We start from the raw sequence: 12,947 nt of genomic DNA, 5'->3' as shown, positions 1-12,947 counted from the left end.
CTCTTCTCACCAGGAGTGACCATGACGAAGCGCGTCTTCTCCGCCTTCAAACCGACCGGCCGTCTCACGCTCGGCAACCTCCTCGGCGCGATCATGCCCGCCGTACGGCTCCAGGACGAGGCCGACTGCGTCCACGCCGTCGCGGACCTGCACGCCCTGACGATCAGGCACGACCCGGAACGGCTGCGCGCCCGCACCCGCGAGGCCGCGACCCTGCTGCTCGCCTGCGGCCTGGACCGCTCTCTCGTCTACGTACAGTCTCGGGTGCCCGCGCACACAGAGCTGGCCTACCTGCTGGAGAGCACGGCCCACTTCGGCGAGATGCGGCGCATGATCCAGTTCAGGGAGAAATCGGCCCGGCAGGAGGAGGTGCGGCTCTCGCTGCTCACCTACCCCGCGCTGATGGCCGCCGACATCCTGCTGCACCGGGCGGACGCCGTGCCCGTGGGGGAGGACCAGCGCCAGCACGTGGAGCTGACCAGGGACCTGGCCCTGCGGTTCAACCGGCTGTACGGCGAGGTGTTCACCGTGCCCGAGGCCGTGCGCCCGAGGGTCGCCGCCAGGGTGATGGACCTGAGCGCGCCCACCTCGAAGATGGGCAAGTCGGACGGCTCGTCCGCCGGGACGATCTATCTGCTCGACCCGCCCGCCGATCTCGGGCGCAAGGTCATGCGCGCGGTGACCGACTCCGGCACCGAGGTCGCCTACGACCCCGAGGGCAAGCCCGGCGTCTCCAACCTGCTCACGGTTCTCGCGGCCTGCTCGGACCGGCCGGTCGAGTCGCTCTCCTACGGGTCGTACGGCGCGCTCAAACGGGACACGGCCGAGGCGGTGGCGGAGACGCTGCGGCCCGTCCAGGAACGTTACGCCGAGTTGTCGGCCGACCAGGCCGAGCTGTCGCGGGTCCTGGAGGGCGGGGCGGCGCTGGCGGCCGAGCGCGTCGGCGGGCTGCTGGCCGAGGCGCGGGAGGCCATCGGCCTGGCGTGAGGCCCTGTCGCGAGGGCTTTTCCGCGAAGGCGGAGGGAGGTCTGTTGTGAGAACCCGGCGTGGGGGGTGCCCGCGCCGGGTCTCAGTTCTTGTGACCCGTCTCGTGCTCGTACGCGGTCAGCTGCTGTTCGAGGGCCTTCATCAGCTCGAACACCTGGCTCGGGGGAATGCGGATCCGGCTGACGATCCGGGTCGGCACGCTCACGAAGTGCTGCCCCGAGGAGGGGTCGTTGGCCAGCTGGGGCGGCCTGGTGATCACCGCGAAATCAAGGACAAAACCATCCTGGGTGTGCCATACAGAGGCGAAGTTGGCGTACTGCCCCATTTCCACCTCGGCGGAGATGCTCACCTCCAGGCGGTTCTCCGGCTCGTCGTTCACCATTCTCTTTCCTCCGGCCAGGTTGGCTCCATGCTGCCCTGGCCGGGAACCGGCCACACAGGGACGCGCCGACGCTATTAAAGGATGGAAGGCAGCCGCTGGGCGCCGCGCTGCCGCAACATGTCGGTCATCAACTCGATCTCGCCCGTCTGACCGTCGACGATGTGCTGTGCCATGGTGGCCACCTCTTCGCGGTCGGACAGTTTCAGCAGCCCTCTGCCCATCTGCACGCCGCCCTCGTGATGGCGGATCATGAGCTGGAGGAAGAGGATCTCCTGGTCCTTGCCTGTGGCCTCGCGGAGCCTTTTGAGCTCGTCCTCGGTTGCCATACCGGGCATCGCGGCGGGCGCGTCCGGTGTTACAGCGTGACCGCCGCCGTGACCGGCCATCCACGCCATGGTGGGACGCTCGCTCGACTGGTTGAGACCCCACTGCTGCAACCAGCCCGTGAACATGCCGCGCTGGGCCGTCTGCGTGACGATGATGTCGTAGGCCAGCCGCCGGAGCGCGTCGTCCTCGCTCCCGTCCCTGGCGATGAAGGCCATCTCGACGGCCTGGGCATGATGGACGGACATGTCGCGGGCGAAGCCCGCCTCGGCCGAGGCGTCGGTCGGGGTGGCCGTCCTCCCCACCACCAGCAGCAACGCGACCGCCGCGACCAGGCAGCCGACCAGCACGCCGACCGCCACGCCACGCCTGGACCTCGCGCCATCTTCACCGGGGGTTTTCATTACCTGCCCAGAGTACCCACTGTCGAGATTCGTCGCTGTATCAGCCGTTGTCATCCCCTTATTCTCCACATACGCCGGTAGGGCATAGGGTGACCCGAAGTTGTTTGCCGGCTGGAGGGTTGATGACCAAGGAAAAGGCGCAGGCGAGGCGTGAGCACCTCACCCGTATGCGTGAGGAGCAGAAGCGCAAGGAGCGCAGGGCCGCGTTCCTGATGTGGGGTGCCGGAGGTGCCGTCGTCGTCCTGCTCGTCGCGGTCGTCGCCTACTACCTGGTCACCGAGCGGGCCGCGACCTCATTGGACAACGTCGCCACCACGAAGTACACGGGTAGCCAGCACACCCAGACGAAGGTGACGTACAAGGAGAACCCGCCCATGGGCGGTGAGCACAACCCGGCCTGGCAGAACTGCGGCATCTACGATCAGCCGATCAACAACGAGAACGCCGTCCACGCCATGGAGCACGGCGCCGTGTGGATCACCTACCAGCCGGACCTGCCCAAGGCGGAGGTGGACACGCTGAGGGAACTGGCCTCCAAGGAGTACATGCTCCTGAGCCCGTACCCGGGCCTGCCCGCCAAGGTCGTGGCCAGCTCCTGGAACAACCAGCTCAAGCTGGACAGCGCGAACGACGGGCGCCTGCCCAGGTTCATCACCAAGTACAAGAACGGGCCGGGCACCCCCGAGCTCGGCGCGTCCTGCAGCGGCGGCGTGGGCACCACCACCGCCGAGGCGCCCATCCCGGCGACCGCGCCCAGCCAGGACCCGTCGGCCGCCCCGGACGCGTCCGCGGCTCCCAGCGACGCCCCGGCCACGGACGCTCCCGCCACCGACGCCCCGGCTCCCAGCGCCACCCCGGCGCCCTGACCGGCAGGTACCCGACGCCGGTGACGCCGGTGACGCCGTCCTGACGAGGCGTCCCGGCGGACGGGCCCGCTAGACCCGCAGGATCCGTTCCAGGGGCACCGCCTCCAGCCCGTGAGCCTCGGCCACGGGCCGGTTGGTCAGGTGCCCCTCGTGCGTGTTCAGGCCCAGCGCCAGCGCCGGGTCGCTCCGCAGCGCCTCCCGCCAGCCCAGGTGGGCGATCGAGAGCGCATAGGGGACGGTCACGTTGGTCAGCGCGTACGTCGAGGTGTGCGGTACCGCGCCCGGCATGTTGGCCACGCAGTAGAACACCGAGTCGTGCACCCGGTACGTCGGTTCGGCGTGGGTGGTGGGCCGGGAGTCCTCGAAGCAGCCGCCCTGGTCGATGGAGATGTCCACCAGGACCGACCCCGGTCTCATCCGCGAGACCAGCGCGTTGTCGACGAGTTTGGGAGCCCTCGCTCCCGGTATCAGCACCGCGCCGATGACCAGGTCCGCGTTCAGCACCGCCCGCTCGATCTCGTACGTGGTGGAGGCGATGGTCTTGCAGTGTCCCTTGTAGATCACGTCCGCCTGGCGGAGCCTGTCGATGTCGCGGTCGAGCAGCAGCACCTCCGCCTGCATGCCCAGCGCGATGACCGCGGCGTTCATGCCGGAGACCCCGGCGCCGATCACGACCACGCTGGCCGCGTGCACGCCCGACACCCCGCCCATCAGCACCCCGCGCCCGCCGCCCTGGCGCATCAGGTGGTACGCCCCCACCTGGGGGGCGAGCCGCCCGGCCACCTCCGACATGGGGGCGAGCAGGGGCAGGAAGCCGTTCGCGTTCTGCACGGTCTCGTAGGCGATGCCGGTGACCCCGGCGTCGAGCAGGGCGCGGGTGCACGTGGGGGAGGCGGCCAGGTGCAGGTAGGTGAAGAGCACCTGGCCCTCGCGCATCCGGTGGTACTCCTCGGGGACCGGCTCCTTGACCTTCAGGACCAGCTCGCCCGCGGCCCACACGTCGTCGGCGGAGCCGAGGATGGTCGCGCCGGCGCTCTGGAAGTCGGCGTCGGGAATGGAGGACCCCGCCCCGGCGTCTTTCTCGACGAAGACCTGATGACCGTGCCGGACGAACTCGTGGGCCCCGGCCGGGGTCAGCGCCACGCGATATTCGTGGTTCTTGACCTCACGGGGAACGGAGATCTTCACGGCTCCTCCAAGGGTGGGCGCGTGTCCTCTTCTTCACTGTGCGTTCCCCGAAAGGGAGCAGTCACGCGCAAGGCGGCAGGAATGGGGTCAGGGCTGATGACATTCCGTCAGCGGTCGTCGACGTTCGGTCTCCGGGTGGCCGTCGTGACGTGCGGGGTTACCGGCTCCCCGCGACGATCGGTAGGCTCGCCGCGAACAGATGCGAGGAATACGGGGATATGACGATGGGGATGCACGCGGGGCAGGGTGGGCCGCCCGTACCGCAGGGACCTCCAGCCGGGCCTGACGACCCCTCTGACGAGTCGCGGTCCCCGTCCGGCTCCTATGACGCCTTCGCCCCGCCGGGCCGCCCTGGCGCCTCACCCGGCCGCCACGCCCGCGGTGCGGGAAAATCGGACGACGCTCCCCTCCACGGCTCAGGTGGTCCGGCCGACCTCGGCGAACCGGGTCGCGGTGATCGGGGTTCCGGCGGTTCCACCTTCGACGCCTTCGGCGCTCCCGGCCCCGGCTCCGGTCCCGGCGGGTCCGGCTCCGGTCCCGGCCCCGGCCCCGGCTCCGTTTCCGGTCCTGGCGGTCTCGGTCCCGCCGGCCCTGGCCTCGGCCCCGGTCCCGGTGGCCCCGGCTCCGGGTTCGACGCTTTCGGCGGTGGCGGGTCCGGTCCCGGCGGTTCCACCTTCGACGCCTTCGGCGGTTCCAGGTCCGGCTCCGGGGGGTCCACCTTCGACGCCTTCGGCGGGCCGAGGGACCCCGGTCCCGGCTCCGGCGGCTCTGACTTCGATGCTTTTGGTGCTAGAGGTTCAGATTTCAATGCCTTTGGCGCCGGTGGTGCGGGGTCCGGCGGTCCCGGCTCCGGCGACACGAGGTTCGGCGATCCGGCCTTCGGGGGAGCCGCCTTCGAGAGGCAGGGCTCAGGAGATCCGAGGGACCCCGCTCCAGGAGGCCCGGTTCCCGGGGGCCCGGGTGCGGGTGGTCCCGACATCGACACCCTGGCCCTCACCGAGGGGCAGGCGCCCACCGTCCAGGGACCCGGCGAGCCGGGAGCGGGCGGGCCGGGCGCGGGCGCTCCCGGGACCGGCGGGCGGCGGGCCGGGGAGTCACCGGACGAGGTGCCCAAGGCGAGCCGGGTCACCACCGCGATCCTGGTGACCGTCCTGGTCATCGTCGTGCTGATCACCGGTGTGCTCGGCACCATCGCGGTGCTCATGACCCGCAACCCCGACATGCCGCTCGGCGGCGCGCCGCCCAAGAGGCTGGCGGTCCCCCTCCACTTCGCCCCGGTGACCGAGGCGAAGGCCGGAGCCTGCACGGTTCCGGACACCTATCCCGACGACCTCGGGCAGACCTGCTACTCGGTCGCCGCCGGGGTCAACGTGAACGCCGTACGGAAGATCGAGGCGGTCCTGGAGAAGAGCGGCGCCTACTCGGTCAGGATCGCGTTCGCGCCCGCCTTCCGCGAGCAGATCAACGACCTGACCGCGGAAGCGGTCGACCAGGACGACCCGGTCAGGCAGCAGATCGCGATCGTCGTGGGGGACAAGGTGGTGGCGGCCCCCCGGGTCGCCCAGGCGATCACCGACGACAGCCTGAGCATCGCGGGTTCCTTCACCAAGGAGCAGGCGGACGCGATGGTCGTCAGGCTGCTCGGCTCCGGGGCCGCCGTCCCGCAGCCGGCGGGCACGCAGCCGAGCGCGTCGGTCTTCACCCCGCCGGACGGCACGGCCACGACCCCTCCGGCCGGCCAGCAGCCCGTGACCCCTCCCGCGAGCCAGCCCGTGAATCCTCCTCCGGCCGACCAGCCCGTGACCCCTCCGGCCAACACCGGAGGAGCCACCGCCCCGGCCACCACGAACACCGCCGGGACCAACGCGAACCGCCCGGCCGACACCACCGGGGACACCTCCGCGAACGCGCCCCGCGAGGGCGTCGACCGCAAGTACCCCACCTGCAAGGCCGCGCGGGAGAACGGCGACGGCCCCTACTTCAAGGGCACCCACGAGGAGTACCAGTGGTACGTCGACGGCGACGGGGACGGCGTCGCCTGCGAGCAGGCGGAGACCGGCTGACCCCGGCCGGCGCGGGCCCCCGCACCGCGAGGGGGTTCACCCCTCCAGGGCGATGTCGTGGGGGCGGATGGGCACCCTGGGCAGCCGCAGGCCGGTGGCGGCCCGTACGGCGGCGGCCACCGCGGGGGTGGAGGAGAGCGTGGGCGGCTCGCCCGCGCCGCGCAGGCCGTAGGGGGCGTTCGGGTCGGGACACTCCATGATCGACAACCGCATGGGCGGCATGTCGAGGATGGTGGGGATCAGATAGTCGGTGAACGACGGGTTGAGCACCAGCCCGTCGCGGACCTGGATCTCCTCCATCAGCGCCAGCCCCAGCCCCTGGGCCGAGCCGCCGTGGATCTGCCCCTCCAGCGCCAGCGGGTTCATGATCTTACCCACGTCCTGGACGGCCGCCAGCTCCACCACCTTGACCAGCCCCAGCTCCACGTCCACGTCCACCACGGCCCGGTGGACGCACAGGGCGAGCTGGGTGTGCGAGTCGCCCTGCCCGGTGAACGGGTCCAGGGGGAAGGTCGGCCGGTGCCGGTACTCCCTCGTCTCCTCCACGGCCCCGGCCCGCTCCAGCGCCTCCACCAGCGACGACCCGTCGCCCGTCAGCTTCGCCAGCCGCTCCCGCACGGCCTCGCAGGCCGCCCTGACCGCGCCGCCGGTGACGTACGACTGGCGGGAGGCCGACGAGGACCCGGCGGAGCCGACCGACGTGTCCGCCCGCGCGACCGTCACCGCGTCGATCCCCAGCTCGGTCCTGGCGATCTGCTCCTGGACCATCAGCAGGCCCTGCCCAACCTCGGCCGCCGCGGTGTGCACCAGGACGTGCGGCTCGCCACCGATCAGCTCCACCCGCACCCTGGCGGTCGAGTGGTCGTCGAAGCCCTCGGAGAAGCAGATGTTCTTGATGCCCACGCCGTACCCGACACCGCGCCGCACCCCCTCGCCGTGGGTGGTCTGCGAGACGCCGCCCGGCATATTCAGCAGATCCGAGCCGCCTGAACCGCCCGAGGCGTCAGAGACGGGCAGCGGCATCGCGGCGAGTTCCCTGAGCATCTCGGCCAGCGGCGCGGGCGAGTCGATCACCTGCCCGGTGGCCAGCACCGACCCCTGGGAGACGGCGTTGCGGATCCTGACCTCGACCGGGGAGATCCCGCACGCCTCGGCCAGCCTGTCCATCTGCGACTCGTACGCGTAGCAGGCCTGGACCGCGCCGAAGCCGCGCATCGCGCCGCAGGGCGGGTTGTTGGTGAAGACGCCGTAGGCGTCGATCCACACGTTGTCCACCTCGTACGGGCCCACCCCCAGGGAGGCCGCGTTGCCGACCACGGCGGGGGAGGTGGAGCAGTAGGCGCCGCCGTCGAGCAGGATCTCCGCCCTGACGTAGAGCAGCCCGCCGTCGCGGGTGGCGCCGTGCTCGTAGCGCATCCTGGCCGGGTGGCGGTGGACGTGCCCGTAGAAGGACTCCTCGCGGTTGTAGACGATCTTCACGGGGCGGCCGGTGCGCAGGGCCAGCATGCACGCGTGGACCTGCATGGACAGGTCCTCCCGGGCGCCGAACGCCCCGCCCACCCCGGCCAGCGAGAGCCGTACCTTCTCCTCGGGCAGCCCCAGGCACGGCGCGATCTGCTCCCGGTCGGAGTGCAGCCACTGCGTCGCGATGAACAGGTCCACCCCGCCGTCCTCGGCCGGTACGGCGAGCCCGGACTCGGGCCCGAGGAAGGCCTGGTCCTGCATGCCGACCTCGTACTCGCCGGTGACGACCACGGGGGCCTCGAACGCGGAGCCGACCCGGATCGGCTGGTGGCGCACCAGGTTGCCGCTCTCGTGGACCGTGGGGCAGGAGGCGTCGAAGGCGGCCCGGCGCGCGTCGGTGACGGCCTCGCGGACCTCGTACTCCACGACGATGGCCTCGGCCGCCCGCCTGGCGCGCTCGGGATGGTCGGCCGCTACCAGCGCGACCGGCTCGCCCTGGTAGCGGACCTGGTCGACGGCGAGCACCGGCTGGTCCCTGCGGTCCAGGCCGTAGAACTTCGCGCCCGGCACGTCCTCGTGGGTGAGGACCGCGTACACGCCGGGCATGGCGAGCGCGGGGCCGACGTCGATCGAGCGGATCCACGCCGACGGGTGCGGGCTGCGGAGGGTGACCCCCCAGATCATGTCCGCCAGGTACAGGTCGGAGGAGTAGGCGAACTCGCCCGTCACCTTCAGCGTCCCGTCGGGACGCAGGACGCTCTCGCCGACGCCGCGCCGCCGCCGTGTCTCGATGCCGCTCATCCCAGCAGTACATCAGCCCGGCCCGGGGGAGGACATGGCAGGCACGACGGAAGGCGGGGGGTGGCCGTTGGCGACTCTTGCGGTTGTGCCCGGAACCCGTGTGCCGCCGCCGGCCCTCGGGGAGGGATCAGAGGGCCATCATCCGGCTCGGGGGCGTGACGGGCTGCCCGCCGGAGGCCAGCACGATCGCCTCCTCGACCGACGCCTGCCCCTCCACCTCCTCGTTCCCCGTCGCCCGCGCGGACGCGAGGGAGCGCGCCAGGTAGGCCGAGGCGCGCCCCGGCTCGCCGAGGAGCCGGTAGGAGCGGGCCAGGCCGAGCAGCAGGTACGGCTCGGCGACGCTCAGCCGTCCGACGCGCGCGCAGTCGAGACCGGCCTCGAAGGAGGCCCTGGCCGACACGGCGTCCCCCAGGCCGAGGTGGGTGTCGCCGAGCCTGTTGTGCACGGACGTCTCCTGGTACAAATTGCCGTCCCTGCGGCACATGGTCAGGGCCTCGTCCAGCACCGCCAGCGCCTGCTCGAACCGGCCCAGGCCGCTGTACCCCGCCCCGATCATGGTGAGCGCGAACTGCTCGCCCGACCTGTGCCCGATCGCGCTCGCGATCTTCCGCTGTTTCCTGGCGCAGTCGATGGTCTCCTCGTAGCGGTCGAGTTCGAGGTAGTTCATCGCGAGGTTGCCCAGCGCCTTCTGCTCACCGTGCGCGTCGGAGAGCCGGCGGCACAGGTCCAGCTGGTGCCGGAAGTGGTCCACGGCCTCCGCCGGGCGGTTGACCATGTTCAGCGCCAGACCGGCGAGGCAGTGCGCGTGCGACTCGATGCTGTGATCGTCCAGCCGCCTGCCGATCGCGAGGGGCTGCGGGCTGATCGCGAGGAGATGGTCGCGGAGACCGGCGTGGTGGAGGTGCCAGAACAGCGCGAAGACCAGGGCGACACCGAGCCTGGCGGTCCGCTCCCGGGGGGCGGACATCGCCTGGAAGGCGACGGACAGCAGGTTGGCCTGCTCCCGCTGCAGCCAGTCGCGGGCCTCCTCGTACGAGGTCAGCGAGAGCGGCTCGGCGCTGAGGTCGACGTCCGTCCGCGCCGGGCGCGGGTAGCGGCCCACCTCCATGGCCAGGCGGGCGGTCCCGACGTACGAGCTCAGCGCCCGGTCCAGCGCGACGTCGTGGTCGGCCTCCGGGTCCTCCTTGGCGGCCTGCTCCTTGGCGAACAACCGCACCAGGTCGTGCAGCCGGTATCTTCCCGGCTCGTCCATCTCCGAGAGATGCGCGTCGACCAGCCGTTCCATGGCGTGCCCGGCCGTCTCCACCGGGACGTCCAGCAGGGCGCCGACGATGTGCGCCGTCACGTCGGCCGTCTGCAGCACGCCGAGCGCGCGCAGCGCGCGGGCGGCCGTCCGGTCGAGGAGGTGTTCGCTGCCGGCGAGCATGTCGTAGCTGACCGCCAGGCTGGACCGCACCGCGAGGTCGCCCGCCGCCAGTTCCCGCAACCGGCCGTGCTCGTCGTCCAGCCGGTCCACCAGATCGGTCACATTCCAGCGCGGCCGGTTCGCCAGCCGGGCTCCCGCGATGCCGACGGCGAGCGGCAGTCCACCGCAGAGATCGATCAGGCGCCTCGTGGCGCGGGCGTCCTCGGCGACCCGCTCGGCCCCGATCAGCTTCGCGAGCATCGCGGAGGACTCGGTCCGCCGCATCCCGGAGATCGGCACGCGGGCGCAGTCGTCGAGCAGCGTGAAGCTCTCCCGGCTGGTCGTCAGGATCGCGTTGCCCATCGACACGGACAGCAGCGGGCGGATCTGGGCCAGGTCGGCGGCGTCGTCCAGCACGATGAGCATCTCGCGGCCGTCGAGCTCGCCGCGCCACAGCGCCGCGGCCTCGTCGACGTCCGTGGGGATGCCGTGCGGGGACATGCCGAGGTCGCGCAGGAACCTGGTGATCACCTCGACCGGTTCGAGCCGCCTCATGCCCGGTGTCGCCCCGCGCAGGTTCACGTACAGCTGCCCGCCGGGGAAGCGGTCGCGGACCATGTGCGCGGCCCGGATGGCCAGGGTCGACTTGCCGGACCCGGGCGCTCCGGTGATCGCGACGACGTGGTGCGGCGGGCCGCCGTCCCAGGGGGAGAGCAGTCCTCTCAACCGTACGAGCTCCTCCGCGCGCCCGACGAAGTCGACGGGGTCGCGTGGCAGCTGGCGGGCCGTCCTCGTCCTCGGGGCCGTGCGGCGCCGCGAACCCGGGGCCCTCCGCTCACCGGCGTCCGGTCCCGCGGTGCCGCCGGGGTTCCCGGAGTCCTCGGAGCTCTCTTCGAAGTTCCCGGGCTCTCCGGGGTTCGCGGAGCTCTCGGAGCTCTCGGAGTTCGCAGGGTTCGAGGAGTCTCCGGAGTTCGAGGAGCTTCCGGAGTCGTCGGCGGAGGGGGCGTCGGAGAGCGCGGCGGGCAAGTCGAGCAGCGGGTCGGCGCGCAGGATCAGCTCGTGGCACCTGCGGAGACTCTCGTGCGGCTGGATGCCGAACTCCTCCGCGAGCAGGCGCCGGGTCTCCTGGTAGACCTTCAGGGCCTCCACCTGCCGGCCGCAGCGGTAGAGCGCGACCATGTACAGCTCGCGGAGCCGCTCGCGCAACGGGTGTTCCGAGGTCAGGAGCACCAGCCGGGCGGCGGCCTCCTGGGGGCGCCCGAGCAGGAGCAGCAGGTCCGTGTGCAGCTCCAGCGCGGTCAGGCGCAGCTCGCTCAGCCTGTGCCGCTCGACCTCGGCGAACGGGCCGGGAATGCCGCTCAGGCAGGTGCCCCGCCACAGCCCCACGGCCCCGTTCAGGGAGTGCAGGGCGGTCTCGTACGCGTTGTTCGCGTGCGCCTTCCTGGCCAGGTCGAGACGCCGCTCGAACACCAGGGCGTCCACCTGCTCGGGGGTGAGCCGCAATGAGTATCCGCCGGAGACGGAGACGAGCACCCTCGAAGGCCTGCGCGGGTCCCGGTCCGGGTCGAGGGTCCTGCGCAGTCCGGACACGTAGGTGTAGACGCTCTGCTCCGCCGTCTTCGGGGGGCGCTCCCCCCACACCCCGTCGATCAGCTTCTCCTTGGTGACGACCTGCCCCGCGTTGATCGCCAGGACGCAGAGGACCGCCTGCCGTCTGGGCTCCCCCAGGTCGAGCCGCTGCGAACCCCTCCGGCCGGTCACGGGCCCCAGGATGTCAATGCCGAGGTTTCCCACCGGGAGGCTCTCCCCGACGTGGGCGGTGGTGCGCGTCTCTTCCATCAGACCTCCACGCGGTCGGGCATGGCGCAGCGAAGTCGTGAGGAAGACACTATCCGACAAGTTTGCGACGCAGGATTCCCCGCGGTTGGTCAGACGATTCCCGCTTTGGCGATACGCACTCCAGCCTGGAGTCTGCTGTGCGCCCCGATCCGCTCCATCGCGTTGGCCATGTGGCGGCGCACGGTGCGGGAGGTCAACCCGAGCTGGCGGCCGATCACCTCGTCCGTCATGCCCTCCGCGGCCATTCTCAGCACGGTCTTCTCCTGGTCCGTCAGCGCGAACGGCGCCTTCCACCCCCGGGGCCGCGGTTCGGCGCGTGACCAGACGTGCTCGAACAGGTCTCCCAGCAACGAGACCAGCACGGGGGCACGCACGATCGCCATCCGGGACGGGTGACCCGTCAGGGCGATGTGATCGTCGATCACCAGGAATCTCTCGGAGATCAGCGGATCGACCCTCGATTCCACGGACGCGGGGAAATCGGCCATCTCGTGCGGCGAATCGACCACGATCCTCGTCCGCACCCCCGGCGGGACGACGGCGGAATTGAAAAGCTGGAGAAACGTGGTGTTCTTTCGTGGTTCAGGAAGGAACATATCTATCGTCCGTTTCGCGGACGAACAGAGGGTCTCGACGTCGTGCCGGACCGGGGACCGCTCTCCCGCGGAGGGAGAGGACGGCAGGAAGTGGGTCATGCGCCCCTCACGAACCATGCCGGACCGAACGCGCCCGTGTCCCTCCCCGCGGGCGCCGCCACCGTGTTCCTTCTCGTGTCCCTCTCCGCGGGCGCCGCCACCGTGTTCTTTCCCGTGCTCCTTCCCGCGGGCGTCGACGCCGGGCCGCGCCGCGACGGGTTTCCAGGGCGTCCCGCACCGGGGGAGAGGTGTCCCGCGCCGGGGAGGGGGTGGAGAACCGCACGCGCACGGGACCGGCCGTCACCGTCGTACGCGCGCGGGGGAGAGTCGCACATCGATGGTCCCTCCATCCTGTCGTCCGTGTCGGTGGTGGCAGGGGAGGCGCTTGGAAAATGGCCCTCTCGGGCCGGGCCCGGAGAAACGAACCCCCGTCACCGGTCTTCGCCGGATCTTTCTGGAATTCTCGCCGTTTACTCTCGCAGGTGAGCCTAGAGATCGCCTAGAGATGTCCGCGGGCGTCGAGCGCGGGCGCGTGGGGGCCGGCGCGGGAGACCGAAACCCGGGGAGGGCGCGGCGGTCGCGGGCATAC

At 71.4% G+C, this 12,947-nt stretch carries 9 protein-coding genes; 3 read left to right on the top strand and 6 right to left on the bottom strand.

Going from position 1 to position 12,947, the window contains the following annotated elements:
• Positions 1–21: 21 nt before the first annotated feature.
• The gene (gene trpS / locus ACSC1Q_RS03455; protein WP_436757143.1) at positions 22–987 is read left to right on the top strand and encodes a tryptophan--tRNA ligase; all 966 of its coding nucleotides are present in this window, start codon (positions 22–24) and stop codon (positions 985–987) included.
• 82 nt (positions 988–1,069) lie between these two features.
• Here trpS and ACSC1Q_RS03450 read toward each other — a convergent pair whose 3' ends face one another.
• Entirely contained in the window at positions 1,070–1,369 is a 300-nt protein-coding gene (locus ACSC1Q_RS03450) for a DUF3467 domain-containing protein (protein ID WP_329092600.1), read from the bottom strand.
• Between the two features lie 74 nt (positions 1,370–1,443).
• Positions 1,444–2,055 (bottom strand): DUF305 domain-containing protein, encoded by a 612-nt coding sequence (locus ACSC1Q_RS03445; protein WP_436757142.1) that lies wholly within the window; start codon positions 2,053–2,055, stop codon positions 1,444–1,446.
• Positions 2,056–2,219: 164 nt separating this feature from the next.
• Here ACSC1Q_RS03445 and ACSC1Q_RS03440 point away from each other — a divergent pair, with 164 nt between their 5' ends.
• Positions 2,220–2,963, top strand: a complete 744-nt coding sequence (locus ACSC1Q_RS03440) for a thioredoxin-like domain-containing protein (RefSeq protein ID WP_436757141.1) — start codon at positions 2,220–2,222, stop codon at positions 2,961–2,963.
• 69 nt (positions 2,964–3,032) lie between these two features.
• Here the strand turns inward: ACSC1Q_RS03440 and ald are convergent, their stop codons facing one another.
• Complete coding sequence (gene ald / locus ACSC1Q_RS03435; RefSeq protein WP_436757140.1) at positions 3,033–4,151, bottom strand: alanine dehydrogenase; 1,119 nt, start codon at positions 4,149–4,151, stop codon at positions 3,033–3,035.
• Between the two features lie 1,106 nt (positions 4,152–5,257).
• Between ald and ACSC1Q_RS03430 the strand changes: the two genes are divergently transcribed.
• Positions 5,258–6,214 (top strand): excalibur calcium-binding domain-containing protein, encoded by a 957-nt coding sequence (locus ACSC1Q_RS03430; RefSeq protein WP_436757139.1) that lies wholly within the window; start codon positions 5,258–5,260, stop codon positions 6,212–6,214.
• A gap of 36 nt (positions 6,215–6,250) precedes the next feature.
• On the opposite strand, the gene ACSC1Q_RS03425 is transcribed toward ACSC1Q_RS03430, so the two are convergent.
• The 3 genes from ACSC1Q_RS03425 to ACSC1Q_RS03415 form a co-directional block, all read right to left on the bottom strand.
• Positions 6,251–8,479, bottom strand: a complete 2,229-nt coding sequence (locus ACSC1Q_RS03425) for a molybdopterin cofactor-binding domain-containing protein (RefSeq protein WP_436757138.1) — start codon at positions 8,477–8,479, stop codon at positions 6,251–6,253.
• 127 nt (positions 8,480–8,606) lie between these two features.
• Positions 8,607–11,723 carry an AfsR/SARP family transcriptional regulator gene (locus tag ACSC1Q_RS03420; RefSeq protein WP_436757137.1) on the bottom strand — a complete coding sequence of 1,039 codons (3,117 nt, stop codon included), beginning with the start codon at positions 11,721–11,723 and terminating at the stop codon, positions 8,607–8,609.
• An 89-nt stretch (positions 11,724–11,812) separates the two neighbouring features.
• Positions 11,813–12,190, bottom strand: a complete 378-nt coding sequence (locus ACSC1Q_RS03415) for a helix-turn-helix domain-containing protein (RefSeq protein WP_436757136.1) — start codon at positions 12,188–12,190, stop codon at positions 11,813–11,815.
• Positions 12,191–12,947 lie beyond the last annotated feature (757 nt).

Source organism: Streptosporangium heterodermiicola (genome assembly GCF_051390675.1).
Taxonomy (GTDB): Bacteria; Actinomycetota; Actinomycetes; order Streptosporangiales; family Streptosporangiaceae; genus Streptosporangium.
This window is presented reverse-complemented; position numbering and strand designations above follow the sequence as displayed.